The organism is Arthrobacter sp. UCD-GKA (genome assembly GCF_001863355.1).
GTDB lineage: Bacteria > Actinomycetota > Actinomycetes > Actinomycetales > Micrococcaceae > Paeniglutamicibacter.
This window is the reverse complement of the sequence record NZ_MOLR01000004.1, coordinates 490282-516963: the sequence shown is the minus strand read 5'-3', so window position 1 is coordinate 516963 and position 26682 is coordinate 490282. Positions and strand designations below refer to the sequence as shown.

The window sequence follows — 26682 nt, the reverse complement described above, 5'->3', positions numbered from 1 at the left end:
TGGGTTTGAGGGGTTGCCTGGTCCCGCTTACGCGGCGACCTTGACCGGTTCGGCGACGGCCGGCGCCTGCGTGATGGGCTTACGGACGAACTTCTTGAGCACGATCACCAGGACCGCCGAGACCACGGTTCCCACCAGGGTGGAGAGAAGGAACATCGGCCAGGTGTTGTTCATGGCGAAGAAGACGAAAATGCCGCCGTGCGGGGCCTGCGAGAGCACATGGAAGCCCATGATCATGGCCCCGGTGATGCCGCCGCCGACCATGGAGGCCGGGATGACACGCAGCGGGTCGGAGGCGGCGAACGGGATGGCACCCTCGGAGATGAACGAGAAGCCCAGCAGCCAGGCGGCCTTGCCGTTTTCGCGCTCGGCACCGGTGAACAACTTCGGCGAGATGACCGTGGCCAGGGCCATGGCCAGCGGTGGCACCATGCCGGCGGCCATGACCGCCGCCATGATCATCAGCGGGGCGGGGTTCGCGGCGATCGAGCCGGCACCCAGCCCGGCCACGGCGAAGGAGTAGGCGACCTTGTTGACCGGGCCACCCAAATCCACGGCCATCATGAGTCCCAGGATCAGTCCCAAGGTGATGGCGGCGGTGCCGGTCATGCCCGAGAGCCAGCCGTTCAGTGCCACGGTCAGCTTGGCGATTGGCCCGCCCAAGAGCAAGAACATCAGCCCGGAGGCGACGATCGAGGCCAGCAGCGGCACGATGACCACCGGCATCAGCCCGCGCATGAAGCGCGGGACCTTCCAGGAGGTGATCCAGCGGGCGGCCAGGCCGGCGAGCACGCCGCCGACGATGCCGCCGAGGAAGCCGGCGCCCATGAACCCGGCGACCGCACCGGCGGTGAAGCCCGGGGCGATGCCCGGCCGATCCGCGTAGGCGTAGGCGATGTAGCCGGCCAGCGCCGGGACCAGGAAGGCCATCGACAGGTTGCCGATCTTGAACGCGACGGCACCCAGGTAGACACCCAGCGGGCCGAATTGGGCGCCGATCTGCGTCACGACGTCGGCACCGGGCAGGTTGAACAGGGTGTTTGAGCCCAGTACGTCGTCGGCGACCTCGGTGATCGCGTAGCCGCCGAGCAGGAAGCCCAGGGCCATGAGCAGCCCGCCTCCGGCGACGAACGGGATCATGTAGGAAACCCCGGTCAGCAGCGCGCGCTTGAGCCCGCCGCCGAAGGATTCGGTGCCCTCGGATGCGGTGGGCTCCTCGGCGCCCGCGCCCGCCGGGACGCGGCGGGCGTGCGGGTCCTTGGAAGCGGCGATGGCGTCGTTGATGAGCTTGGCCGGTTCGTCGATGCCGCGCTTGACCGGTACCTGGATCAGCGGCTTGCCGGCGAAGCGGGAGCGGTCGCGCACATCCACGTCCACGGCGAAGATCACGGCGTCGGCCGCGTCGATTGTTCCCTTGGGCAGCGGGGTGGAGCCCGAGGAACCCTGGGTCTCGACGGCGAATTCGACGCCCATCTCCTCGGCGGTCTGGGCCAGGGAGTCGGCGGCCATGTAGGTGTGGGCGATGCCGGTGGGGCAGGCGGTGACCGCGACGATCTTCGGCTTGGGCTGCTGCACAGGTGCATCGTCTGCCGGGGCGGGAGCCGGGGTTTCCGTGGCCGCGACGGCTGCGGCGGCGGCTGCCGGGTCGTCGGAGAGCACCGCGGAGACCAGTTCCACGATCTCTTCCTCGCTGGTTGCGGCGCGCAGGGCGGCGGTGAAGGACTTCTTGACCAGTGCGCGGGCGAGCTTGGAGAGCAGCTTCAGGTGGGCCTGGTCGGCGCCCTCGGGGGCGGCGATGAAGAACACCAGGTCCGCAGGGCCGTCCTTGGCGCCGAAGTCCACGGCCGGGGCCAGCCGGGCCATGGCCAGGGTGGGCTCAAGCACCGCGGCCGAACGGCAGTGCGGGATCGCGATGCCGCCGGGCACGCCGGTGGCGGTCTTGGCCTCGCGGGCCTTGGCATCGGCGGCCAGGGCACTGGCATCGGTGGCCCGGCCCTGGGACGAGACCAGGGACGCGAGGTGTTCGATCACGTTGTCGGTGGTGGTGCCGAGATCTGCGTCCAGGCTGACAAGAGCCCGGTTGATGAGTTCGATCATGACGTCGTCCTTGGGGTGTTGGACAGCTCGGCGACGGTGACGGCGTCGGGAGCCAGCTGGTTGGGGGTGGGAATGGCGGAGCCCGGAAGGGACGCGGCAGCGGACCCGTAGGCCACGGCACGGGACAGGCAGTGGGCCGGGGAGTATCCGGCGACATCGGCCAGCAGGTACCCGGCCAGGGCCGAGTCACCCGCGCCGACGGTGGAGCGCGGGACGATGGGCGCGTGGCTGGCGGTCCACGCTCCCTCGTCGGTGACCAGCACCGCGCCCCCGGCGCCCAGGGTTGCCAGCACGGCACCGACCCCGCGGTCGACCAGTGTCCGGGCTGCGGTGGCGGCGGCGATTGGGGAGTCCTCGAAGCCGGCGGCCATGCCCTGGCCGGTGAGCTCGGCCAGTTCCTCGGCGTTGGGCTTGACCAGGTCAGGCAGGGTGGTGACGCCGTCGGCGAAGAGCGCACGCAGCGGGGCCTCGGAGGTGTCCACAGCGATCTTCGGTGCCGCATCGCCCAGGGCCGTGCGGACCGTGGCCACCAGGTCCGCGTAGAAGCCCGGTTCCACGCCCGGGGGCAGCGAGCCGGCCAGCACGAGCCAGGTCGCGGTCCGGGAAACCTCCACGACCACGCGCACCAGTTCCTGAAGCACCGCGGAGTTGAGCACCGGGCCCTGTTCGTTGATCTTGGTGGTGGTGCCGTCGGGGTCGGTGATGGTGATGTTGGTGCGCAGCAGGTGGTCGATGTGCACCGAGCGGTGGTCGACGTCGTCCAGGATCAGTTGGCGCAGCAGCGGGTCGGTGCCGGCCCCGGGCAGCACCGCCAGGGTCTTGACCCCGGCCTGGGCGATGGCGCGCGAGACGTTCACGCCCTTGCCCGCGGCCTGGAGGTGGCTGCCGCGCGAGCGCTGCACGTCTCCGTGCGCCAGTGCGGCGCCCAGTTCGATGGTCTTGTCCAGGGCGGGGTTCATGGTCAGGGTGACGATCATGCCAGCACCACCTCCACGTCGGCGGCCTCGAGGGCCGCAGCCAGCTCGCCGGTCGGGGCGGCATCGGTGACCAGGGTGTCGATTGCGTCGAGTTTCGCGAATTGCACGAGGGTGAGCCTTTCGAATTTGGAGGAATCCGCCAGCACGATCACGCGCTGGGCGCTGGCGACCATGGCGGTCTTGACCGTGGCCTCCATGGGGTCGGGGGTGCTCAGGCCGAAGCTGGAGTGCAGGGCGTTGGTGCCGATGAAGGCCACGTCGGCGCTGAGCCGGGAGAACTGCTCGACGGTTCCGGCGCCGGTGGCGGCGCTGGTCAGACCGCGCACCCGGCCACCGATGAGCTCCAGCGGGATCTGCGAGTTTCCGGCCAGGCGCTGTGCGATGGGCAGCGCGTGGGTGATGACCAGCGAGGGGGTGTTGAACGAGTTCCGGGCGATCAGCCCGGCCAGGATCTCGGTGGTGGTTCCGGCGTCGAGCATGACCGAGACGCCCTCGGCGGGCAGGAGCAGGTGGGCGGCCTGGGCGATGCGTGCCTTGGCCTCGGAGTGGATGGTGGTTCGTTCGTCGTGGCTTTCCTCCCGTGTGCTCACCGCCTGGGTGGCCACGGCCCCGCCGTGGACGCGGCGCAGCGTGCCCTCGGACTCGAGCTGGGCCAAATCACGCCGCACGGTTTCGCGGGTGATCTCGAAGCGTGCCGAAAGTTCGGCGACGGTGACCTTCCCGTTGCCGGCGATCATCTCGTTGATCAGTCGGTGCCGTTCTTCGGCGAACATGGCTTCCTCGCATCCAGTGACGTGTCACACATGAATCTGTGTTTGAATGACTTTATGCCCGTTTGTGTGGCAACGTCAAGTGGTTTGCGCGGAAGATGTGGGATTGCCTGTGGATGTGCCCGCTTTCTGGGCGAATCGCCAGCCGTGTTCGGCGCATGTGGCCATTCGGTTTCTGCGTTGAGGGCCTGTTGATGGTGTTGCCTCCGGGTGTGTGGAGCCGCTGGTTCAGGACCTTCCGCCGGGAATCCGCCGGATCGTGGGGTCCCGGTTAATCCGCGGTACATCCAATGTTTGCCGCTCCTTCATGAGAGCCCTCTCATCAAAAACTCCTTTTCATCTCATAAAGAATCAATACCGTCCTAGTCAGACAGTGAATGAACAACACCTGAGATGAAGGAGTTCGATATGCAGAACTTTTGGATAGCCCTGGCAGCCAACATGGTTGCGATGCTGGTCCTGGTATGCGGCATCTACTACCGCCGGCACTTCCGCAAGGACCTTGCGCTGGCCTACCTGGCACTGAACTTCGGCATCTTCGGGGTGACGATGCTGCTCAACGGTTCCGGAGCCGGAGCCGGCCTGGGTCTGGGACTGTTCGGCATCCTGTCGATCATCCGCCTTCGCTCGGACACCCTGACCCAGGAAGAGGTCGCCTACTACTTCATTTCGCTGGCGATCGGCCTGATCAACGGGCTGCACCCGGACCCGGCCTGGCTTTCGCCGGCGCTGAGCCTGGCCATGGTGCTGGTCATGTTCGTCGCTGACCACCCGGCCTTCGGCCGACGCACCATGCGCCAGACCGTCACCCTCGACACTGCCTATGCGCAGCAGCACCAGCTGCACGCCGCACTGGCCGAGCTGCTCAATGCCAAGGTGCTGCGCACCGTGGTGATCGAGCTGGACATGGTCCGCGACCTGACCATTGTGGACGTGCGCTTCCGCGCCAACACCGTGGCCGGCAAGGGTCGCGAGCTCCTTGACGCCCCGTCCATCGAATCGATCCCGACACCGGCAAGCACGCCGCAGGCGCACACCGCAGGCGATCGGGACCTTGCCCAGCGTCGGGGGCGATGACCATGACCACGACGCAGGGTTCCAGGACCGGGGTGCTGGCAGGAGCGTGCGCCCGGGCGTTGGACTCGGCTGCCACTGCGGCGGATCCGATCTCGCTTGAGGAGGTCGTGAGCGAGGCCGCATTGATGACCCGGGTGGATAAGAAGTTCTTGCTCTCAGCCGAGCAGTTCACCGAGCTGATGTCCCGGCTTGGCCCCGATTTCCGGATCATGGAGATCGAGGGACGCCGGATGTTCACCTACGAATCGGTGTACTTCGACACCCCCGACCTGGAGATGTTCACCGCGCACAAGCAGGGGCGCCGGCGCCGCTACAAGATCCGCACGCGCACCTACGCCGATTCCGGGTTGTGCATGTTCGAGGCGAAGTTCAAGGGTTTGCGCGGGCAGACCGTGAAGCACCGGATTCCCTACGAGGTTTCCGAGCGCGATGCCATCAACCCCGAGGCGACCGAGTTCCTGCGTGCGCAACTGCGCGCCGAGTACAACCTGGAACTTCCGCACCTGGAGCCGGTCATGCGAAGTGACTATGTCCGCGGGACCTTCGTGAACCCCCTGGACGAGGAGCGGCTGACCTGCGACGTGAACCTCGTGTATTCCCGGGAGGACGCCGCGGTGCACGGTCCGGACCTGTTCGTGATCGAGACGAAGACCGCCAGCGGACGCGGAGCGGCGGACTCGGCGTTGTCGCAGATGGGTATCCGCCCGGTGAGTATGAGCAAGTACTGCCTCGGCATCGCGCTGTTGCACCAGCACCTGGCCGCCAACAAGTGGAGCCGGCTGCTCAGGCAGAACTTCGGCTGGAACCGCACCCCGCGGCGATTGTCGGTCTAAGCAGCGGATTCAACGGAGCGTCGTGGCCCCACCATCGCCTGGTGGAGCCACGACGCTCCGTTGCTGTGTGCAGGGCAGCCCAAGAAAACTCTTGGTCTTGCAACGGCGCATCGGCAGGCAAAAATCCGGGACAGGTGAGCCATTGACCGCAAAGCAAGTGGAATGCTTCGAAATCTAGGATTCCAGGCGTCGCGAGGGTGGCCCAAGGAACCGGGCGAGGGTTTCCATGGTGGCTTGCGGGTCCCCGAGGTCGCATTCCCACAACACCAGGGATTCCCAGCCCAGGGCCTTGAGCGCGTCGGCGTTCTGCCCGTCGCGTTCGCGGGTGCGGTTGCGTTTGTCTTCCCAGAACCGGGCGTTGGTCGCCGGCGCGTGCCGGCCTGCGGGGCAATCGTGCAGGTGCCAGAAGCAGCCGTTGACGAAGACGACCTGCCGACGGGCCGGAAAAACAATGTCGGGGGTTCCCGGTAGCTTGCCGCCGGGCAGCCGGGCAGCCGGGCAGCCGGGCATCGGGCTGGTCACGGTGTAACTTCACCAGGGCGCCGATCGGGATGCGGCCGTGGAACAGGTAGCGGTACCCGGCGGCATGCAGCAGCCGGCGCACGAAGAGCTCGGGCTTGGTGTCCTTGGCCCGGATCCTCGACATGAATCGGGAGCGTTGCTGCGGGGACAAACCGCCGATGCTTCGATTCTGCGCTCATTGATTACGGTGTGTGCCCGGGGACCATAGGCCCGTCACTCATATGACCGACGACCTCTCACTGCGGACGCACCGGAACGATGGGGACGTTCGCGGCAAGAATCATTTCCAGCGATCCGGTTTCAAGGACGCTTTGCAGCAGTGCCTGGGTGGGAAGCATTAGGCGTAGTTGGCCGCGTTCGTGGGCAGCGAGAACTTCCTCCACGGCCATCCAAACGGATGAAACCGCTTCCGTAGTCTGGTGACGGGGCAAGCAACCCGGGGCAGGGCTCGCCACGTAGAAGAAGGTATCAAAGCGCTTGGGCTGCTGCGGAGGGGTCACCCAATTGGCCCAGGGACGCAACTGCTCGGCTTCGAGCAGGCATCCGGTTTCCTCGAAGACTTCCCGGCGCGCGGCGGCAAGCACCACCGAGGACTCGAAGTGGTCGTGGTTTGGCTCGGCCCCTGCAAGGCTCGTATTGCGCCACGCTGCGGCATGCGAAGCCAAGATCCCCGCAGCCGCCGGATCCTCCAAGGCCGCGACGCGGTCGGCCTGGTCCACCCGCCCACCGGGAAAAACCACCATCCCCGCGGCAAAGTCCATCGTCGTTGCCCTGTGCTGGATGAAGACCTCCAAGATCTTTTCTCTGGTTCGAAGCATCAGGACGCTGGCCGCCTTTCTGGCGGGAACAACCTTGTGGCGCGGGGCCATGGCTTCGTCGGGCAGGGTCATCGGTTTTCGACCAGACGCGCACGCAATTCGTTCTGCATGTCCTGGTCGAATCCGCTGCTGCGCAAGACCTCGAGCGGACCACCATCGTGCTCCAATTCCGTCAACAGGGAAGCGATGCTATCACGGTGTGCCAGCCAGATCGGACGCGACTCTGCGCTTCTTGGCCCCTTGCCGCTGCCCACGCGGCCGCGGGTGAGCGCTGCCAGCCTCGACCGCACGTTCACCATATTCGGCTGGGTGATCATGTAGTCCTCCACGATGGCGTCACGGTCGGCGCCTATGGCCGAGAGGATCGCCACCGCCAGGATCCCGGTGCGGTCTTTCCCCGCCGCACAGTGGAACAGGACACCGCCCTCGCTCTTCGCAATGAGCGACATGGCCTCGATCAGCCGTGGCGATTGCGCACGAAAAAGACTGGCATACCAAAGCCCTACGCGATGTGGGGTATTGACATCTGCCAAGAGCTTGGCAAGAGACTGGGGATCGGCGGCATCGTGAAGAAGCGGCAATTGATGGTGCAGCAGGCCCAATCCCGGGCCATGGCCCGGCCCGGACCGGTCGCGCTCGGGATCCGAACGCAGATCGATGATGGTGCGCAGTCCCAGACTCATGAGTTCGCGCAATTGCCCGGCCGGCGCCAACGCCACGTCATCGGAGCGCCAAAGTGTATTGCGACGCAGTATCCCGCCCCCTGCCACCGGCATGCCGCCTAGATCACGGAGATTGGCAAGCGGAATGCCGGTCGGGGTCGGGATGGTGGCAGCATTGGTGATGGACATGTGGTCTCCCCTAAAGTTCCTTAGTAACGGCGGAAGAGTGCGGCTAGGGCCTGGCCGCCACCGATGCACATGGTGACGATTCCGAGCTCCAAGTCGCGGCGCACCAGGTCCTTGGCGACCCGCAGTGACAGGATGGCGCCGGTGGCTCCGACCGGGTGCCCGAGTGCTATGGCGCCGCCATAGGGGTTGGTCTTGGCCGGATCCAGCTTGGCATCCCGGATCACCGCAACGGCTTGGGACGCGAAGGCCTCATTGAGTTCAATGGTGTCAATGTCCGCGGGGGTCGTACCCGTCTGTTCGAAGAGTTTTTGGAGAGCTAGCACCGGTGCGTATCCCATCAGGCTCGGTTCCATGGCAGCGGTGGCCACCGCTTCGATGCTCACCAGGCCCTTCAAACCGCGTTCGACGGCCACCGACTCTCGGGCCAGCACCATAGCCGCTCCTCCGTCGTTGATACCCGAAGCGTTGCCCGCGGTAACGGACCCGCCCTCTTGGAAGGCGGGGCGCAAGCGGGCGAGTCCCTCCAATGTTGTGCCGGGTTTCAGGTGTTCATCCACGCTGACCGTGTACGGCTTGCGTCCGGTGACGTCGAAGGCGACGATTTCCTCGGCAAATGCCGCCTGGGCGGCCGCGCCGGCGGCACGCTGCTGGGACTGAAGTGCGAACTCATCTTGTTCGGTGCGAGAGACGCCGTATTTCTTCGCCACGTTCTCCCCGGTCACGCCCATGGGAACGCCGGTGAATGGATCGGTGAGGATCGCCAAGGTGCCATCGACCAGGGATCGATCGCCAAGCTGGTATCCGTTGCGGGCGCCAAAATCGTAGAACGGCATGCGGGTCATGGATTCGTTGCCGCCGGCCAGCGCAAAATCGACACCGCCCCAACGCATTTGCATGGCTGCGGACCAGATGGCTTGGAGCCCGCTGCCACACAGACGGTTCACCGTGTAGGCGGGCACCGATTCGGGCAACCCGGCGGCAATGCCGACGCGCCTGGCGTTGTAGGCGTCGGCGCCGACTTGTCCGATGCAGCCCATTACCACTTCGTCGATGTCCGACGCCGCCACGCCTGAGCGCAGGAGCGCCTCGCGGGAGGCCGCTGCGCCAAGCTCAAAGCCCGGAACGTCCTTGAAGGCACCTCCAAAGCTGCCAATGGGAGTGCGTGCACCGTCCAGGATGACGATTTTTTCCTGCTGTTGCGTGCTCATGATTCACCTATCTTGTCGAAATCTGCGGGATGTCCCGACTCTGTCTGTTGGGAAGTTGATTCTGAATTGGAGGAGTGCGTTGGCACATGGTCCGCTGGATCCACGCTGCGCCCGTCCTTGAAAAGGTACCCAACGACGAAGACCAAGAGGGAAACGCCGAGCATGAAGAGCAGGGCAACGGTCCAACCGTCGGTCCACTGGTGCAGCAGTCCCACCAGCAGTGGACCAATACCGCCGAGCAGGTATCCGATGGTTTGGGAGTATCCGCTGGTACTCGCAGTGGTCGAGGGTGAGTTCGTGCGCTGAATCAAGAACACCTGATAGACCACGAACAAGCCGGTGCCCACGCTCATGAAAACAACCCAGACCCAGGGCGCCGTCGTTGGTACCAGGAGTAGGCCGCCCCACCCTGCAACGAGGCATGCTGCAAAGGAATAGATCAATCGGTGTTGTCTGTTGACCCTGCGAATCAACCAGGGTATGGCAAAAGCGAGCGGGACGGTAATGGTGGAGAACAAGCCAAGCATCCAGCCGGAGTCTCGCACACTCATGCCGGACCGTTCTGCCAGGAGGGTCGGAAGCCATGCAAAGACGGTGAATGTAAAGAATGTGTTGAGCGCATGCAGTAGCGCCAGCGCCCAGAAGGTGCGCGAACGCAAGACGTTGGTGAGCGGCGGCGATTGCGCCCCAAGTTCGGTGGAGGCAGTGGGTCCTTTTGCACGAGCGGGGAGTCGGGATCGGAACCACGCCACAAACCAAGGGACCAGGGCGACTGCTGCTAGCAGCGTCCAGACGTTGAGGCTTGCCCTCCAGCCCAAGGCGTTGGCGACAGGGACAGCAAGGACCGGGGGCAGAGCAGTGCTGGCGGAAATTGCGCAGAGGTAGAGCGAGCTGATCGCCACGGCACGCGGACCAAACATGAGTTTGATGTAGGGAGGCAGGAGAATTCCGCCGACGCCGGCGGCCAAGAGGATGATGATGGTTGATACAAGAAAGGTGCCGAAGTTGTTGCTCATTGATCTTGCGAAGTGGGCACCAACCATGATTGCAAGGGAAGAAAGCAGCGCTAATTCAAGCCCTGTGCGCCGCGATACCGCGGCACTGAAAAGGCCTGACACAGCAAAAGCAACGGCTGGAGCCATGCCAAGTACTCCAAGCTGAACGCTATCGAGCGAAACGTCCCTCCCAACCATCACTGCAATGGGCGATACTGATGCCAGAGCCGTGCGCAAGTTCAGGGTCAGCAGGAGTATTGCGGTCAGCGCCAGGGTATGTGTGCCGGTCCATGTCAGCGCGGTTGCGCGCAGGGGTTGCGCCATGGCCGTCCTTTCGCGGAACACCGCAGTGGTGGTTTATCTGTCACTGAAAGCCCAGCATAGCGGTCTTAAAGAGAAATTGTTAGACCAAACTCTCAGTGCCCCAACCTCCCTGTTGCGTCATGTCAGTACCTCCGGGAAGGTTGATGCATTGCCTCTTGTATACCGAACTTTTGCGTAGTATGTTTTGGTACTAGACTTAAAATGGACTGACCAAATTTGGGGTTGAGATGACGACAGAGCCTAAAGTGAGTGATCGCTATACCGAGCAGGAAGTTGAGCAGTACTACCGGGACGGCGAATGGTTGCAGGAAAGCTTTTACCAGCAATTGCTGCAGCAGGAACAGGCCCGCCCCGACAAAGTCTTTGTCTTTGATAGCACAACGTCATTGACCTTTGCCCAGTTTCGGGAGCAGGCGCTGAGACTGGCAGTAGGGTTCAAGCGACTCGGTGTTTCCGCGGGGGACAGGGTCGTGGCCCAGCTTCCGAATTGGACAGAATTCCCGTTGGTTGCTGCCGCCACCTCCCGCATCGGCGCGGTTGTCGTGCCCGGCATGCCGATATATCGTGCCGGAGATGTGGGCTACGTCCTGGAAAACTCCGGCGCAGTCGTTGCCGTGACGGCTTCGGAATTCAACGGATTCAACTACGTTGAAATGTTCCATTCATTGCGTGACCGGGCGCCGGGGCTCCGGCATATTGTGTCGGCCCGCCCGACGACAGAGCGGGACGCGGCCTTGGCCACGCCGTTTTCGGCACTCTTGGCTGAGGGGTCGCTCGAGGATCTTGAAATCGAAGCCGGACCGGACAGCTCACCGGACGACCCATTCCAGATCGTCTACACTTCCGGTACCACTTCGAGGCCCAAGGGTTGCTACCACACGTTGAACACGGTTCGCTCGAGTGCGGTGAGGATGGCCAGGGAACTCGACTACACCGAGGATGACATCCAATTTGGTCCCTCTCCGATCACACACAGCACGGGACTGGTGACCAGCGTTCTGATCCCGCTGGTCACGGGTGCCTCCTCGCATTTTATGGAGGTGTGGAACCCGGTCGAGGCAATCGAACGAATTCGTGAGCACAAGCTCACCGCAGCGGTCACAGCCACGCCGTTCCTGCAGATGCTTATGGGCGCTCTCGGGACCGATTCGGATGCAGTGTCCTCGCTTCGTATTTGGGTATGCGCAGGGGCGCCCATCCCAGCCTCAATCGTTCGCAAGTCAGCTATTCTTCTTCCCGGGTGCAAGACCCTGAGCCTGTATGGGCGATCGGAAAATCTTGCTACGACCATGTGCTCCGCGACGGACGACGCGGGGCATTCCCTGGACTCGGACGGACGGGCAGTCGGCCTGCACAGCGTGAAGATTGTTGATGCGCTGGGCGAAGAGGTACCGCGCGGTGAAGAAGGCGACATTGCTTATCACGGTCCGAGTCACATGCTCGGTTACTGGGCCAATGAAGCTGAAACCGGGGCACTGTTCACTCCGGACGGATACTCCTTGTCCGGGGACCTGGGCAGGATGGACGACCAGGGTTATGTCCGAGTGACCGGCCGGATGAAGGACATTATTATCCGAGGCGGCATGAATATCAGTGCCCGTGAAATTGAAGACGAATTGCTCGAAAATCCCGGCATTGCCAACGTTGCGGTGGTATCGATGCCAGATGAGCGGCTGGGTGAAAAAGTTTGTGCCTTCATCGTGCCCAGCGATGGGGAAATAGGGCTGGGACAGATCTCCGCGTACTTGCAGGAACGTGGATTGCCCTTGCAAAAGGTGCCGGAGCGGGTCGAGATCGTATCTGAGCTGCCAACGACTGCAACCGGAAAAATCCAGAAGCACCTGTTGCGTGCCGAAGTCGCTGCCAAGTTGGCTGCTTCCCAAGTGCGCTCGTAGCGCGCAGGCACGTTTTTGGGGGAGGGCGCCAACCGTCGCCCTCCCCCAAAAGTCGTGGACCTACTTGACGTCGACGACGACCTTGCCCAGAGCCGTCCGGTTCTCCAATGAAGTCAGTGCCTGGGCTGCTTCCTCCAAGGGAAACCGGAGTTCCACGGCAGGGCGGATCTTTCCGTGGTCCAACAGGGATTGCACGCCCTCACGTACACGTGCCAATGTGCCGGGGTGCTCGCGCTCCATGACGTCCATCGCGATCCCGGTCAACGTGAGGTTGCGCAGCAACAAGCGGTTGATTTTGATCTCGGGAATGCTGCCGCCGGCAAAGCCAACGATGACCCCGTGGCCTCCAATGGCCAAGGCGCGCACGGTGTCCAGGAATCGGTCCCCGCCGACCATGTCGATAAAGGCTTGCACGCCGCGCCCGCCGGTGATCTCCTTGGTTTCCTCGAGCCAGTTGCCATCGCTGCGCAGCACATGATCCGCGCCGCAAGAGGTTGCGAGCTCGGCCTTCTCGTCGGATGAGACCACCGCGATGCTCTTAAGCCCGAATGCCGGTGCCAGATCGAGCACGGCGGTACCCACTCCGCCGGCCGCGCCCTGGACGAGGATGGTGTCCCCGGGCTTTGCCTTCGAGCTTTCCAGCGCATACCAGGCCGTGGAATAGTTCATGCAGATGCCCGCTCCCTCGGCAAAGCCGACATGATCGGGCAGCTTGACCAGATAGTCGTCGATTGCAAGGGCGCGGTCCGCCATGGCACCCTGCCAGACGATGCCAGCAACCCGATCACCCGCGGAAATCCACGAGTCTTCCGGTGCTTCCAAGACAACGCCCGACAATTCGCTGCCGGCGATGTAGGGTGCAGCAACCCCCGATTGGTAGGCGCCACGGGTCTGCAAGGGATCAATGAATGAAAGGCCGACCGCGTGGACATCGACCAGTACCCGTCGGCCGTTGGCCCGGGGGTGCGCACCGGTGGGCTCCGGTACTTCCCGGACGCTTGCGGCATCCGGGCCCGTGAGTTCTTCTATGACAACTGCGCGCATTTAGGCTCTCCTGAGTTAATGGTGGTGACCGACCCCCAGTGAGGCGAGTGGGTCAGGTGACGGCTATGTTCTTGATCGGTTCTAGTGCTTGGTGCCCGTGGGCCAGTAATGCCAGTGTTTGTTCGAGGATTGTTGCGGAATTGCGCATGCGTCCGGGCCAATGTGGGATGGAGAATATTGTCCCCAGGGTTGACTGCGTGGCAATTGCCGCGGTGGCCGCATCCAAGTGAGGATAGCGCCGGAGAAAAAGTTCCTCCCAACGATCCGAATAGAGCTGGCGGCGATGGTAAAAAGCCCGCTTCCACGGATCAACCAAGGAACGGACCTCCCGCTGATAGATGCCCACCATCGGTCCCTGTCTCAGAGCGAAATCCACATGGTGACGGATCGCCCGCTCGAGGTCCTTGGCGGGATCGTCGTGTACGGGAATCGTCGCGCTCATTAGTTCATCCAGGGCCTCGTTGAGCAGGGTCGAGAGAATCTCATCCTTGCCCGAGAAACTTCGGTACAACGCCGGACCGCTGAGCCCTGCGCGTTTGCCCAATTCGTCCACGCTCACGCCATGGAAGCCCTTTTCGTAAAAGGTGTCCGCGGCTGCCCGCAAAATATCTCGTTCTCTACCCATCTTGCCGAGATTAGCACGAGGATAACGATCGTTACCTCGAAGTCATGGTTAAATCAACCCCATCGCCGCCTCTCGCTCGATTTGCAACATTGCGATAATGTCTAATGGTAAGACCAAAAATGCTTGATGTGAAGAGGTATCCATGAGAGCCGTTGTGATGCAGAAATATGGCGGGCCGGAGATGCTGCGACTGGAAACGATCGTTGCGCCGCCGGTGCCAGAGGGCTGGGTTGAGGTCGATCTTAAGGCGAGCGGTTTGAACTGGCACGACGTGCTGGTCCGACGCGGCACCTATGCCTCTCCGCTGCCCCATGTGCCCGGTGCGGATGGTGTCGGGACTCGCCGGGACACCGGTGAGGAGGTCATCATCCTGCCCTCCATGTTCTGGGGAACGCGTCAGGCGGCCCCGGCGCCGGGCTTCACCATCGTGGGGGATAACAACTTCGGGACATACGCAGAACGTATTGCGGTTCCTGCCGAATGTGTGGTGCCGCGACCCAGGGGATTGTCCGTGGCGGAGGCCGCAACCTTCGGCCTGGTCGGCGTGACGGTCTTCCGGGCCCTCTTCGTCCGCGGCAGGCTGCAAGCCGGAGAATCGGTACTGATTTTGGGAGCCAGCGGAGGGGTGGCCACCACTGCCATTGCCTTGGCCGCGGCCGCAGGCGCGCGTGTGATCGTGACATCAAACTCGCCCGGGAAAATCAATGCCGCCCGGGATCTAGGGGCGGTCGGAGGGGTGAACCACTCTGCGGACGGCTGGGTCGATGAGGCTCGCTCGCTGACGCCCGAGGGCAGGGGGTTTGACCTGGTGCTGGACTCGGTTGGGCGCTGGGAAGAATCCGTTCGAGCGCTCCGCCCCGGCGGGCGATGCGTTGTGCTCGGGGCCTCCGTGGCGGATCAGGCAACCTTGGCAGTGCGACCGTACTACTTCGGTCAGTACGAGCTGATCGGCACCACGCTGGGAAGCCCCGCAGACATGATGGGATTGCTTGACTTCGTGGCGGAACATCGGGTGCCACCGCCAATCATCGACAAGGTCTTCGGGCTGGAGGACGCGGCCTTGGCCCACACGCGCATGGAGTCGGGCGAGGGATTCGGAAGTATCGCACTGTTGCATTAGTGGGACAGGTTTTATGGCGCGATGCTTGGCGTGGCAACCATGGTTTGTGTCGGCAGTGACGGATCAATAGTGAGGAAGAGGAAATGGCAAGCCCCAAAGTGAAGTACACGGTGGATGGACGCGGCGTCGCTACGCTGCTGTTGGACGACCCGAGCACTCGCAACGCCCTGAGTGATGAGCTTCTTGATGAATTGCTCGAAGCCCTGGGGGGCGCCCGTGACGATGCCGGTGTGAGGGTGGTGGTTCTACGCTCCGCAGATACCAAGGTGTTTTCCAGTGGCGGTAATCTCAAGGCTTTTGCCAACGAGGCACCACTTACCGAAAAGTACGACGGTCTGGATCGGTTCCCGAGGTTGTATGAATTGCTCGGCGAGCTCGGCAAGCCCGTGGTCTGCGCGGCCGAGGGCGATGTCTTGGCCGGGGCGTTTGGACTGGCGTTGGCGTGTGACCTGATCATTGCGAAGGAGGGGGTCCGCTTTGGCTGCCCAGAGATCAATGTGGGGGTTTTCCCGTTCATGATCTCGGCGTTGATCTACCGCAGCGTCCCGCGTGCCAAGGCCAATGAATTGATGATGCTTGGAGAGCTGATTTCCGCCGACGAGGCCAAGCGGATGGACATCGTGAACTCCGTGGTGCCGGCCGAGGACTATGAACAGGAACTGCAACGCGTGGTGGATCGCCTTGCTTCACGCTCGCCGTTGTTGATGCGGCTCGGGAAGGATGCCTTGACTGCGACCCGGGATATGCCGCAGGGGGACGCGCTGGGATATCTGCGAGGGCAGCTCGCTCTGGCGTTTGCGACCAAAGACATCAAGGAAGGGGTTCTAGCATTTTCGGAGAAACGCGAGCCTCGCTGGTCGGGACAGTAAGGGACCGTGCTCGAACCATTGCATTAATGGTCCGACAAATATAATCTTATACATAAGATGCGGATCGCCTTCTGCAGCACAATGACTGAAATAGGAGAGATCATGGCGTTTGCCACGGTTCTTGATCGCTATACCCAGCGGGACATTGATGGCTTCTACCGCGATGGGTTATGGGATCGACTGACGATGTTCGGTGAGCTGGAGAAGCAGAACCGGATCCGGCCCGAAAAGGTCTTCATCAGCGATTCGACGAAGACCTTCACTTTTGCCGAGGTCCACGAAATTGCGGTGCGCCTTGCCGCTGGACTGCACCGACAGGGCATCGGCGCCGGGGACTCCGTGGCTGTGCAGATCCCGAGCTGGGCGGAGTTCGCGGCCATCAGCATGGCCATCAACCGCCTTGGCGCAATCATTGTCCCCGTCCAACCCATCTATCGCACCGGTGAGGTCTCCCATATCCTGCGTACTGCCGAAGTCAAGGCGGTATTCACGGTAGAGGAATACCGCAAATTCAACCATGTGGAGATGTTCCTGGCTCAGCGTGGCGAAAGTGAAACCCTGGAAACGGTGATCACGGTCCGGGCCGAGAAGCCCCATGCCGGGGCACTGTCGTACGACGAACTTCTGGTCCCCGGACCTTTGGCCAATCTGGAGGCCGAGATCGGCTCCGGACTGGGCCCGGACGATGCCTTTGCAATAGTTTTTAGTTCCGGAACGACTTCCAAGGCCAAGGGCTGCCTGCATAGTTTCAACACCTTGGCCTGCAGCGCCCGAATTCAGGGAGAGGAGTACAACTACAGCGATGCCGATGTGCAGTTTGGCCCAAGTCCGGTCACACATACCACCGGCTTGGTCACCAGCCTGATCCTCCCACTCATCTTTGGTGCCGCAACGCATATCATGGAGCGCTGGGACCCCGAAGAGGGACTACGTGCCATTGAGAAATACAAGTGCACCGGAACAATTAATGCCTCGACGTTCTTGCAGACCGTGCTCGGCGCCTTCGACCCCCTGCGCCACGATGCCAGCAGTATGCGCTTCTGGACTCTGGCAGGGGCTCCCATCCCCGCCCCGCTGGTTGAGGCCGCGCGGGAGGCATTCCCGCAGATGAAAATCATCAGCCTCTACGGTCGAACAGAGAACGTCACCACGACGATGTGCCACATCGATGACGATCCGCTCCGGGCAGTGACCAGCGATGGCAAGGCCCTGCGTGGCCAAGAGGTGCGCATCATCGACTTTGAGGGGCACGAGGTTCCCCTTGGCGAAGAGGGCGATATTGCGTACAACGGGTCCATGCACCTCTTCGAGTACATTGGCATGCCCGAAGAAGAGCGCGCAATGTTCACCGAAGATGGTTTCTCCCGCTCGGGGGACCTGGGGCGCATGGACGAAGATGGGTACGTCCGGGTCACGGGCCGACTCAAGGACATCGTGATCCGCGGTGGAATGAACATCAGTGTCCGCGAGGTCGAAGACCTGTTGGCGGGGCACCCGGGTGTGGACCAAGTGGCAGTGGTCGCCATGCCGGATCCCACCATGGGTGAGCGTGCCTGCTGTTACCTGACTTTGCAAGACGAAGGTAACCGCCTGAGCTTGGAAGAGATCAAGGGATATCTCTTGGACAAGGGGCTAGCCATCCAGAAGGTCCCGGAGCGCCTCGAGATTCTGGACGAGATGCCCTCGACGCCGACCGGGAAGATCCAGAAGAACGTCCTGCGTGAGCGCATTGCCGAACGGTTGCTCGCATCGGCTGAGAAATAACGACCAAGGAAAATAGTCAGTAAAGTGCGGGTGCGATGAAATCGCACCCGCACTTTACTGTTGCAATCTAGTGTTCGGTCAGTTCGATTTCCGTGCGGTCCTCGACTTCGACCACGGCCTTCGCATAGGAATGCACATGGCGGGTCATACGCCGCACTGCCGCTTCCTGGTCGCGATCACGGATTGCCTTGGTGATAGAGCGGTGGGCCCGTGCAGTCGTTTCCCTGACCGTGGAATCGATAAAGCCTTGGTTGTTGGTGGCGTCAAAAATGGAGTGGGACAGTGCCAGCATCATTCCAGACAGCAGCTCATTGTGACTCGCTGCGGCAACGGCAGTGTGCCAATCGACGTTGGCCTGAAGGAATTCAGCGAGTGAGCCGGATTCGTTGGCAATGTCATCGTTGAGTCGATCCAGAATTTCAAGATCCTCGTCGGTGCGGTGTTTCGCCGCTAATTTTGCGCAAGCAGGCTCGATAGCTTCGCGGGTCTCCAAGAGGTCAGCGAGGAGAACATGGCGACCCCGGATTAACAGGTTTACCGAGTTGGCCACCGATTCCTTGCCCGGCCGGCAAACAAAAGCGCCGCCGGAGCGGCCAGTGCGAATCTGGACGAGTCCTTGGACCTCAAGAATTCTTAGGGCTTCGCGCACCGTAGTCCGGCTCATGGCAGTTTGCGCCACAAGTTCACGCTCCGGGGGGAGCGAAGTGCCTTCGGGAAATTCGCCGCGAAGGATCCGTTCACGCATGTCGTCTGCAAGAACGTCGGATGCCTTCGGAACCTGCAGTGGAGTCAGAGTCGCTCGGACGCCGGTCGTTGTCACGGCCTTATTGGTGAGACTCATGGTTGTCCTCGTACCTTCTGATCTGGCCTCGCTGGCAGGTTGTCCGCGAGGGTACTATGCCCGGGTGGGCCGTCGGAATGCGCGTAATGGTCTGATAAATAACCTTACCCGAGAGTAGACGAAGCCGCAGGCGATGAAACTTCTTTCTATTCGGTCTGACCTTTGATACGATTAAGCCAAATAAGGGTGGCGGACGTTACCCAAGAGGACTTTCCGGATAAGCGAGGCAGACCCATGGACTTTGCATTGACTGAGGACCAGCAGACCATCAAGGAAGCGGTCGCAAAGCTGGCATCCAAATTTGATGACCAATATTGGATGGAAAAAGACCTCAACCACGAATTCCCCTCGGAGTTCTACAAAGCATTCGCGGACGGCGGCTGGTTGGGAATCACCACTCCCGAGGAATATGGTGGGCACGGCTTTGGTATCACTGAGGCCTCAATCTTGTTGGAAGAGGTTGCAGCTTCGGGCGGCGGCATGAACGCCGCAAGCTCGATGCACCTATCGATCTTCGGAATGCACCCTGTGATTGTGCACGGCTCGGAAGAGATGAAACGCGAGACCCTCCCACGCATCGTGAATGGCGACCTGCATGTGTGCTTCGGGGTTACCGAACCCGAGGCAGGGCTCGACACGACCCGCATCACTACGTTTGCCAAACGGGACGGGGATGACTACATCGTCAGCGGACGCAAGGTCTGGATCTCCAAGGCCATGGAATCCGAGAAGATCCTGCTGCTCACCCGAACCTCCAAGTTTGAGGACTCGGACAAGAAGACCGATGGGTTGACGCTTTTCCTCACTGACCTTGACCGTGACCACGTGGATATTCGCCCCATTAAGAAAATGGGACGCAACGCGATCACGTCGAATGAATTGTTCATTGACAATCTCCGGGTTCCGGCGGCACACCGCATTGGCGAGGAAGGGAAAGGCTTCAAATATATCCTCGATGGCCTGAATCCCGAACGCATGCTGGTTGCCGCCGAGGCCCTGGGCATCGGCCGTGCCTCACTGCGCGCAGGAGTGCAATACGCCAACGAACGTGAGGTCTTCGGACGACCCATTGGCAAAAACCAGGGGATCCAATTCCCGCTGGCCGATTCGCTGGCCCGGCTTGATGCTGCAGAACTCATGTTGCGCAAGGCAACCTGGCTTTACGACAACGGGCTGCCCTGTGCCAGGGAAGCCAACACCGCCAAGTACCTCTGCGCAGACGCGGGCTTCGATGCCGCTGACCGCGCACTACAGACCCACGGCGGCATGGGATACTCCGAGGAATACAATGTCGCACGCTACTTCCGCGAGGCCCGACTCACCCGTATTGCACCAATTAGCCAGGAAATGATCCTCAACTACCTCGGATCCCACGTCTTAAAGATGCCAAGGAGCTACTAAGTGTTTAGTCTCAAAGGAAGATCTGCCCTCGTGACGGGTGCCGGAAACGGGATCGGTGCCAGCGTGGCCCGCGCCCTTGCAAAGGCCGGTGCCGCGGTCGTGGTTACCGACATCGATGAAGCTTCCGCAAAGAACATTGCCGACGGAATCAACGCAGAAGGCGGATTGGCGGAGCACGCGGTCCTTGATGTACGAAACAAGCTGCAGGCGCAAGCCGCTGCCGCCCAGGCTGCCGCGCTCACCGGTGGGGTGCTTCACATTGTGGTGAACAATGCCGGTGCCATTGCTCCGGCCATGTTCCCGAAGATGACCAGCGAAAACTTCGACTTTGTGCTCAATGTCCATGTTGGTGGAACGTTCACCGTCTCACAAGCCGCGCTGGAGCATCTTGCCCAGGACGGCACGGGACGCATCATCAACGTCACCTCGGCCGCCGGTCTGGTCGGTACCATCGGCCAAGTCAACTACGGCGCAGCCAAGGCGGGTGTGATTGGCTTGACCAAGTCGCTGGCCCGTGAATTGGCACGCAAGCAGATCACGGTCAACGCCCTTGCACCTCTGGCGGCCACCAACATGACCCAGACCGTGCGCACCAACGAGAAACTAGCCGAAAAGCAACTGGCCAGGATCGCTCTTGGGCGCTGGGCCGAGGCCGATGAAATTGCGCCAAGCTTCGTGTTCTTCGCTTCCGATGCAGCCTCATACATTACCGGGCAAGTACTGCCCGTCGACGGTGGAACGGTGATTTGATGTCCAACCCATTTACCACGCACGGCCGTGAAGCCCTTATCGTGGAGGCTTTGCGCACTCCGATGGGCAAGTCGAACGCAGATCGCGGCTGGTACCGCGATACCCATCCCAACGAAATGCTCGGATCGGTCTACACTGCTCTGCTTGAACGCACCGGGCTGCCGGCATCGGCGGTCGAAGACCTCATTATTGGGTGCACGGCACCCTTCGGTGAACAATCCCGCAATATCGGACGCAACGCCTGGCTGCAGGCCGGATACCCCGTGGAAGTCCCGGCAACCGTGCTGGACCGGCGTTGCGGATCGGCACAGACCGCCGTGGAAATGGCTGCAGCCCTCATCGCCTCAGGAACGCACGATATCGCCATTGCCGGCGGAGTGGAACACATGGACCACGTGCCAATGAATTCCCCGGCCAAGATTTCCGAGCTCTATGGCGAGCCCTGGCCACCGGCCCTGCGCGAGCGTTTTGCCTTTGTCAATCAGGGCGAGAGTGCCGAGTTGATTGCCGACCAATGGGGCATCACCCGCCAACACATGGATGACTTTGCTGTTCTTTCGCACCAACGCGCAGCGGATGCTGTGGCGCAGGGACGCTTTGAACGGGAAATGATCCCGCTTCACCTGGCCGGTGAAACACGCTCCAGCGACCAGACGATCCGCCCCGGAACCACCGCCGAGACACTAGGGGGACTCAAGACCGTTTTCCGACAGGACAACGGCAGGGTCACCGCCGGAAGCGCCTCACCGATCAGTGACGGGGCAGCGGGACTCCTGCTCGCCTCCCGCGACGCCACCGAACGTCACGGATTGGTTCCACGGGCCCGGATCCTGGACCAGACCACGGTGGGAGTTGATCCCATTATGATGCTCACCGGGCCGATTCCCGCCACCCACAAGTTGCTCGAACGAAATGCGATGACCATCAACGACATCGACCTGATTGAGATTAACGAGGCCTTCAGCTCCGTGGTGCTCGCTTGGGAACAGGAACTGAAGCCGGACATGGACAGGGTCAACGTCAACGGCGGAGCCATCGCATTGGGACACCCCGTCGGTGCCACCGGGTCGCGTCTCTTTGCCACGCTGCTGGCTGAAATGGAACGCCGCGACGTAGAAATAGGTCTTGTCACCATGTGCTGTGGCGGCGGACTGGGAACCGCGACCCTTATCCAAAGGGTTTAGCGACCATGATCGACTTCTCACGCCATCTATCCCGCGGTGACGGCATCTGGTGGGGCCAAGGTCCCGCCGAACCAGAATCGCTGGTTAACGCATTGCTGGACCAGGCTGACTCGATTGGCGACCTGACCGCCTTCTGCGGGCTCACGCTCAATCCACGCCTCGGTGTGGATGTTCCCGAGTCCTTGACGGTCCAGTCCTATGGCGGCTTGGGTGAGTTGCGAAGGCTCAGCCAGCGTGGCCGCTTGGAAGTCATTCCCTGTCACTATTCAGCGCTCCCTCGACTCTTTGCCGAGGGCAGGCTGCCCAATGATGTAGGGCTTTTGCAGGTCTCGGAACCCAACGCCGCTGGCGAGGTTTCACTGGGCATCGGAGTTGAGTACATTGCCGATGCCCTGAAACACACCCGCACGTTGATTGCCGAAATCAACCCGCGCATGCCGGCCGTTTCCGGCGCGCCGCGACTTCCACTGTCCGCATTTGCGGAGGTCGTGCACGTGGACCGACCAATAAGGACGACCAGCAACCGCACCCCTGACGCCGTGGATCGTTCCATAGCCGGTCGGGTTGCGGGGATCATCCAGGACGGTGACACCATACAGATCGGCGTCGGGACCCTCCCCAGCGCCGTGCTGGCGCTCCTTGGCGGGCACTCCAACCTGGGCCTGCACAGCGGCATGGTGACCGACGGGGTAGCGGAACTCATTACCCAAGGCGTATTGACCGGCTCCCGCAAGGAAATCGACACGGGACTGGCCATCACCGGTGCAGCCATGGGCAGTGAGCCCTTCTACAACCAACTGGATACGCTGCCCGTCGAGTTCCGTCCGGCCAGCTATACGCACCATCCGGCCACACTGGCCCAACTGCGTTCACTGGTGTCGATCAACTCGGCGCTTGAAGTCGATCTCTTTGGCCAAGTGGGATCCGAACACACCGGCACCGTGCATTTGGGGGCCATTGGCGGCCAGGCGGATTTCAGCCGTGCCGCTGCATTGACCGGGGCGCAGTCGATCATTGCCCTGAGGTCGGAGAATCGGGGGGAATCCACGATCCGGCCCACGCTGCGCGGTGGATTGGTATCCACCGTTCGCGCCGATGTGGGCGTGATCGTCACCGAACACGGTGCAGCCGTATTGACCGGTTGCACCATGGAAGAACGCACACGCAAACTTATTGAGATTGCAGCGCCACAACACCGTGACGAACTTCGTCGATCATTAGGAAAGCAAGGGGTAGCCGCATGAGCCGGGACAATAGGACCGCGGGGGAAACCCGCACCGTAACCATCAGGGAAGTCGGTCCCCGAGACGGCTTCCAAAACGAGCCTGAAACCATTTCCACGGCCGATAAAATCAGCCTGATCAATGAGCTGGGTCAGGCTGGATTCAAGAGCATCGAGGTCGCAAGCTTTGTGCGCCCGGATGTGATCCCGCAACTCTCCGACGGGGTCGAGGTGCTGCGCGGCATCGACCTGCCCAACAACGTGGAACGCATGGTGCTGATTCCCAACACTCGTGGGCTGGAGAACGCCTTGAAGATCCGCGAGCTCTTTGATGCTGCCACATTGTTTGTCAGTTCCTCACAGTCTCACAACAAGGCCAACATCAACCGCACGGTCGAGGAAACCATGGAAGACGTCAAATCCATGGGTGGGAAGCTTGTTTCAGAAGGACTGAAATTCTCGGCCGTGATCGCCACTTCCTTCGGCTGCCCCTACGAGGGCCAGATCCCCATGGAGCGTGTTCTGGACCTCGCCGAGGAGTTCGCCGAGGCCGGTGCCACCGAGCTCGGCTTTGGCGATACCACGGGGATGGCGAACCCTGCCTATGTTTCGCGATTCTTCACCGCCGCAGCGCAGCGACTTCCCGGCGTGGAAATCACGGCACATTTCCACAACACCCGTGGCCAGGGTCTGGCCAATGCCTACGCCGCTTTCGAAGCAGGCTGCCGTAGCTTTGAATCCAGCTTCGGTGAACTCGGTGGCTGCCCGGTACCGGCAGGATCCACCGGAAACATCGCTACGGAGGACCTGGTGAGCATGTTCCAGGAAATGGGCGTCGACACAGGTGTGGATCTCAAGAAGGTCATAACCGCGGCTGGGCGGGTACAGAATATCCTGGGCCGTAAGCTCACCAGCCACTCTCTCGTTGCCGGGCCCATCCACTGGGCTTCCGCACTCGTATAGCCACCCCCCCCAGAAACGAATTTAGGAGCAACAAATGAGCAATCGCGTAGCACTCGTCACAGGCGGCGCCCAGGGTATCGGCCGGGGCATCGTGACCACCATGGGAGCCGCCGGATTCCGCGTTGCCATCGCGGACCTGAACCTTGAGGCGGCTGAAAAAACAGCGCAAGAGATTAAGAACAACGGCGGAGAAGCCATGGCGGTGCGCATTGACGTGACTGACACAGCTGCCGTAGCGGCAGCTGTCGCCGAGGTTGAGGCGCATTTCGGTCCGATTGAAGTTGTGGTCAACAATGCGGGCTGGGACGACTTCATGCCGTTCGTTGATACCACCGAAGACTTCTGGGAGAAGATCCTAGACTTGAATTTCAAGGGTGCGTTACGCGTGATCCAGGCAGTGGTTCCCGGAATGATAGAACGTGGCAACGGCCGCATCGTGAATATCGGTTCAGATGCGGGGCGCGTCGGTTCGTCCCTCGAGGCCGTGTATTCCGGTGCCAAGGGCGGGATCATTGCGTTCAGCAAGACCCTGGCCCGTGAGGTTGCAACCAAGGGTGTAACCGTCAATGTGGTCTGCCCGGGTCCCACCGATACCCCCGCGCTGCGCAAGTTCGCCGATGGCGCCGGCGACAACGCAGACAAGGTGATATCCGGTATGACGCGTGCTGTGCCCATGAAACGACTGGGAACCCCGGAGGACATCGGCCCGGCAGTGGCCTTCTTCGCCTCGGATGCAGCAGGATTCATTACTGGCCAGACGCTGTCCGTCAGCGGCGGCCTGACGATGGCCTAAGCGAACAAAAGAAGATGGCAAAGGAAGTGGAATCGGCATTGACAACGCATATTGAATGGCAGCAATCGGGTAGTTACGAGGACATCCGCTACGAGACAACCTCGGACGGAATCGCCAAGATCACGATCTGCCGACCCGAGGTGCATAATGCCTTCCGGCCTCAGACCCTGGTGGAGGTATCCGAAGCGCTCGTTGTCGCCCGCGAGGACGAATCGGTCGGCGTCATCATCCTCACCGGCGAGGGAGACAAGGCATTCTGTTCCGGTGGCGACCAACGCGTGCGCGGAGACAGTGGCTACAAAACAGATGCGGGCGCGACGGGACGTTTCCACGTCACCGACCTGCACGTGCAGATGCGCCGGACACCGAAGCCGATTGTGGCGATGGTGGCAGGGTATGCCATCGGCGGCGGCCACGTGCTGCAAATGGTCTGTGACCTCGCGGTCGCTGCGGACAACGCCACTTTTGGCCAGGTGGGTCCCCGCGTAGGGTCCTTCGACGGTGGTTTCGGCGCCTCGCTGCTCACCGAGCTGGTGGGGGCACGGAAGGCCAAAGAAATCTGGTTCCTTTGCCGGCAATATGGCGCCGCAGAGGCGCTGGAGATGGGGCTGGTCAACACCGTCGTCCCGTTGGCCGAGCTTGAGGCAGAAACCGTGAAGTGGTGCAGGGAAATCCTGGCACTCTCACCCTTTGCCCTGCGTCTGATGAAGGCCAGTTTTCACGCAGCGGAGGACGGTTTTGCCGGGATCCAGCAACTGGCGCACGATGCCAATTTGCTGTTCTACGGCACCGATGAAGCGGCAGAAGGTCGAGAAGCCTTTAAGGCCAAACGCGAACCGGATTTCAGCCAGTTCCCCCGTCGCGCCTAAAAGAATTTCCGTAGGCCCTTCCGGAACGATCGTTTTCATTATATGGTCATACCAAATAGCGAGAGGTTACATGCGTCATGAGTGTGCAAGAACAGAAGGTAAAGCCAGTCTCCTGGAGCATGGCTGAGAAGGGCATCATGGTCGTAACCATGGCCCACGGCCCGGCAAATCCCCTGAGCCCAGTGTTGCTTGATGGTCTGCACGCGGCCTGTGACGCCGCCGAGCAGGCCGGTGATGTCAAGGTCATGATCATTGACTCGGCGATCGAGGGCTTCTTTGCCGCTGGTGCCGACATCAAGCATCTGACCACCATTGATGCCGCGTCATTTACCGAGTATGGAAATCTGATGCGAAGCGCCAACGATCGGCTCGAAGCCTCCGGCTGGCTTTCGATTGCCGCGGTGGACGGTGTCGCCCTTGGCGGTGGGTTGGAGCTGGCCATGGCCTGCACCTTCCGCGTCTCGGGTCCAACCGCAAGATTTGGATTACCCGAGGTCAAGATCGGATTGATCCCCGGAGCGGGAGGCACGCAGCGATTGCCGCGGCTCGTGGGGCGCGGCAGAGCTCTGGACATCGTGGTGACCGGCCGGCAGGTATCGGCCACCGAAGCCCATGCCGTGGGCCTCGTGGACAGGTTGTCGGAGGGAACAGCGCTTGACGCTGCCCTGGAATTGGCACGCCAGCTGACCAAGTCCTCATTGCCGGCGCAATTGGCTGGCGTGCGTGCCGTCAATGCGGCATTTGAGCTTTCCTTCGAGGAAGGCGGCAAGTACGAGTTGGCCCAGGAGCAAACACTCTTTGAAGACGGCGAAGCCGCCGAGGGCCTGCGGGCTTTCGTGGAGAAGCGCAAACCGAACTTTGCCTAGCGGC

Annotated in this window: 24 protein-coding genes and 1 pseudogene; 14 read left to right on the top strand and 11 right to left on the bottom strand. The window is 61.8% G+C overall.

The window, feature by feature from the left end:
• Positions 1 to 27 precede the first annotated feature (27 nt).
• From BLJ79_RS08680 to BLJ79_RS08670, 3 genes are read right to left on the bottom strand one after another with little or no spacing between them, the layout of a single operon-like run.
• Positions 28 to 2097 carry a PTS fructose transporter subunit IIABC gene (locus BLJ79_RS08680; RefSeq protein ID WP_071214300.1) on the bottom strand — a complete coding sequence of 690 codons (2070 nt, stop codon included), beginning with the start codon at positions 2095 to 2097 and terminating at the stop codon, positions 28 to 30.
• Complete coding sequence (locus tag BLJ79_RS08675; protein ID WP_071214299.1) at positions 2094 to 3074, bottom strand: 1-phosphofructokinase family hexose kinase; 981 nt, start codon at positions 3072 to 3074, stop codon at positions 2094 to 2096. Before BLJ79_RS08675 ends, BLJ79_RS08680 begins: the two co-directional genes overlap by 4 nt.
• Positions 3071 to 3847, bottom strand: coding sequence for a DeoR/GlpR family DNA-binding transcription regulator (locus BLJ79_RS08670; RefSeq protein WP_071214298.1), 777 nt, complete (start codon positions 3845 to 3847; stop codon positions 3071 to 3073). The genes BLJ79_RS08675 and BLJ79_RS08670 overlap by 4 nt, the downstream gene beginning before the upstream one ends.
• A gap of 405 nt (positions 3848 to 4252) precedes the next feature.
• Between BLJ79_RS08670 and BLJ79_RS08665 the strand changes: the two genes are divergently transcribed.
• Together BLJ79_RS08665 and BLJ79_RS08660 are read left to right on the top strand one after the other, a co-directional pair.
• Positions 4253 to 4921, top strand: a complete 669-nt coding sequence (locus tag BLJ79_RS08665; protein ID WP_071214523.1) for a DUF4956 domain-containing protein — start codon at positions 4253 to 4255, stop codon at positions 4919 to 4921.
• 2 nt (positions 4922 to 4923) lie between these two features.
• Positions 4924 to 5754: a polyphosphate polymerase domain-containing protein gene (locus tag BLJ79_RS08660; RefSeq protein ID WP_071214297.1), complete on the top strand. Its 831-nt coding sequence runs from the start codon at positions 4924 to 4926 to the stop codon at positions 5752 to 5754.
• Between the two features lie 174 nt (positions 5755 to 5928).
• On the opposite strand, the pseudogene BLJ79_RS08655 reads toward BLJ79_RS08660, so the two are convergent.
• The 5 genes and pseudogenes from BLJ79_RS08655 to BLJ79_RS08635 all read right to left on the bottom strand — a co-directional run bounded on the left by BLJ79_RS08655 (position 5929) and on the right by BLJ79_RS08635 (position 10472).
• Positions 5929 to 6400, bottom strand: a pseudogene (locus BLJ79_RS08655) (very short patch repair endonuclease).
• Positions 6401 to 6512: 112 nt separating this feature from the next.
• The gene (locus BLJ79_RS08650; protein ID WP_071214296.1) at positions 6513 to 7166 is read right to left on the bottom strand and encodes an NUDIX hydrolase; all 654 of its coding nucleotides are present in this window, start codon (positions 7164 to 7166) and stop codon (positions 6513 to 6515) included.
• On the bottom strand, positions 7163 to 7945 hold the full coding sequence (locus tag BLJ79_RS08645) for a tyrosine-protein phosphatase (RefSeq protein WP_071214295.1): 783 nt from the start codon (positions 7943 to 7945) through the stop codon (positions 7163 to 7165). Before BLJ79_RS08645 ends, BLJ79_RS08650 begins: the two co-directional genes overlap by 4 nt.
• Before the next feature lie 20 nt (positions 7946 to 7965).
• Positions 7966 to 9153, bottom strand: a complete 1188-nt coding sequence (locus tag BLJ79_RS08640; RefSeq protein ID WP_071214294.1) for a thiolase family protein — start codon at positions 9151 to 9153, stop codon at positions 7966 to 7968.
• Positions 9150 to 10472 (bottom strand): MFS transporter, encoded by a 1323-nt coding sequence (locus BLJ79_RS08635; RefSeq protein ID WP_071214293.1) that lies wholly within the window; start codon positions 10470 to 10472, stop codon positions 9150 to 9152. The genes BLJ79_RS08640 and BLJ79_RS08635 overlap by 4 nt, the downstream gene beginning before the upstream one ends.
• A gap of 227 nt (positions 10473 to 10699) precedes the next feature.
• Here BLJ79_RS08635 and BLJ79_RS08630 point away from each other — a divergent pair, with 227 nt between their 5' ends.
• Positions 10700 to 12367 carry an AMP-binding protein gene (locus tag BLJ79_RS08630; RefSeq protein ID WP_071214292.1) on the top strand — a complete coding sequence of 556 codons (1668 nt, stop codon included), beginning with the start codon at positions 10700 to 10702 and terminating at the stop codon, positions 12365 to 12367.
• Positions 12368 to 12427: 60 nt separating this feature from the next.
• Here the strand turns inward: BLJ79_RS08630 and BLJ79_RS08625 are convergent, their stop codons facing one another.
• Together BLJ79_RS08625 and BLJ79_RS08620 are read right to left on the bottom strand one after the other, a co-directional pair.
• Positions 12428 to 13411 carry an NADPH:quinone oxidoreductase family protein gene (locus tag BLJ79_RS08625; RefSeq protein WP_071214291.1) on the bottom strand — a complete coding sequence of 328 codons (984 nt, stop codon included), beginning with the start codon at positions 13409 to 13411 and terminating at the stop codon, positions 12428 to 12430.
• Between the two features lie 52 nt (positions 13412 to 13463).
• Positions 13464 to 14036: a TetR/AcrR family transcriptional regulator gene (locus BLJ79_RS08620; protein WP_071214290.1), complete on the bottom strand. Its 573-nt coding sequence runs from the start codon at positions 14034 to 14036 to the stop codon at positions 13464 to 13466.
• Positions 14037 to 14178: 142 nt separating this feature from the next.
• On the opposite strand from BLJ79_RS08620, the gene BLJ79_RS08615 reads away from it, so the two are divergent.
• The 3 genes from BLJ79_RS08615 (at position 14179) to BLJ79_RS08605 (ending at position 17789) form a co-directional block, all read left to right on the top strand.
• Positions 14179 to 15156, top strand: coding sequence for a quinone oxidoreductase family protein (locus tag BLJ79_RS08615; RefSeq protein WP_071214289.1), 978 nt, complete (start codon positions 14179 to 14181; stop codon positions 15154 to 15156).
• Between the two features lie 83 nt (positions 15157 to 15239).
• Positions 15240 to 16025 (top strand): enoyl-CoA hydratase/isomerase family protein, encoded by a 786-nt coding sequence (locus tag BLJ79_RS08610; protein ID WP_071214288.1) that lies wholly within the window; start codon positions 15240 to 15242, stop codon positions 16023 to 16025.
• A 102-nt stretch (positions 16026 to 16127) separates the two neighbouring features.
• On the top strand, positions 16128 to 17789 hold the full coding sequence (locus tag BLJ79_RS08605; RefSeq protein WP_071214522.1) for an AMP-binding protein: 1662 nt from the start codon (positions 16128 to 16130) through the stop codon (positions 17787 to 17789).
• Positions 17790 to 17856: 67 nt separating this feature from the next.
• Here BLJ79_RS08605 and BLJ79_RS08600 read toward each other — a convergent pair whose 3' ends face one another.
• Positions 17857 to 18630 (bottom strand): FadR/GntR family transcriptional regulator, encoded by a 774-nt coding sequence (locus BLJ79_RS08600; protein ID WP_071214287.1) that lies wholly within the window; start codon positions 18628 to 18630, stop codon positions 17857 to 17859.
• 234 nt (positions 18631 to 18864) lie between these two features.
• Here BLJ79_RS08600 and BLJ79_RS08595 point away from each other — a divergent pair, with 234 nt between their 5' ends.
• The 8 genes from BLJ79_RS08595 (at position 18865) to BLJ79_RS08560 (ending at position 26678) form a co-directional block, all read left to right on the top strand.
• A complete protein-coding gene (locus tag BLJ79_RS08595) occupies positions 18865 to 20031 on the top strand; it encodes an acyl-CoA dehydrogenase family protein (RefSeq protein WP_071214286.1) in 1167 nt (388 codons plus the stop codon).
• Complete coding sequence (locus BLJ79_RS08590) at positions 20032 to 20781, top strand: SDR family NAD(P)-dependent oxidoreductase (protein ID WP_071214285.1); 750 nt, start codon at positions 20032 to 20034, stop codon at positions 20779 to 20781.
• A complete protein-coding gene (locus BLJ79_RS08585; protein ID WP_071214284.1) occupies positions 20781 to 21965 on the top strand; it encodes a thiolase family protein in 1185 nt (394 codons plus the stop codon). Before BLJ79_RS08590 ends, BLJ79_RS08585 begins: the two co-directional genes overlap by 1 nt.
• A gap of 5 nt (positions 21966 to 21970) precedes the next feature.
• The gene (locus BLJ79_RS08580; RefSeq protein WP_071214283.1) at positions 21971 to 23209 is read left to right on the top strand and encodes an acetyl-CoA hydrolase/transferase family protein; all 1239 of its coding nucleotides are present in this window, start codon (positions 21971 to 21973) and stop codon (positions 23207 to 23209) included.
• Positions 23206 to 24150, top strand: a complete 945-nt coding sequence (locus tag BLJ79_RS08575) for a hydroxymethylglutaryl-CoA lyase (RefSeq protein WP_071214282.1) — start codon at positions 23206 to 23208, stop codon at positions 24148 to 24150. The genes BLJ79_RS08580 and BLJ79_RS08575 overlap by 4 nt, the downstream gene beginning before the upstream one ends.
• Before the next feature lie 34 nt (positions 24151 to 24184).
• Positions 24185 to 24943 (top strand): SDR family NAD(P)-dependent oxidoreductase, encoded by a 759-nt coding sequence (locus BLJ79_RS08570; protein WP_071214281.1) that lies wholly within the window; start codon positions 24185 to 24187, stop codon positions 24941 to 24943.
• A 14-nt stretch (positions 24944 to 24957) separates the two neighbouring features.
• The gene (gene menB / locus BLJ79_RS08565; protein WP_071214280.1) at positions 24958 to 25812 is read left to right on the top strand and encodes a 1,4-dihydroxy-2-naphthoyl-CoA synthase; all 855 of its coding nucleotides are present in this window, start codon (positions 24958 to 24960) and stop codon (positions 25810 to 25812) included.
• Positions 25813 to 25889: 77 nt separating this feature from the next.
• A complete protein-coding gene (locus tag BLJ79_RS08560; RefSeq protein WP_071214279.1) occupies positions 25890 to 26678 on the top strand; it encodes an enoyl-CoA hydratase/isomerase family protein in 789 nt (262 codons plus the stop codon).
• Positions 26679 to 26682 lie beyond the last annotated feature (4 nt).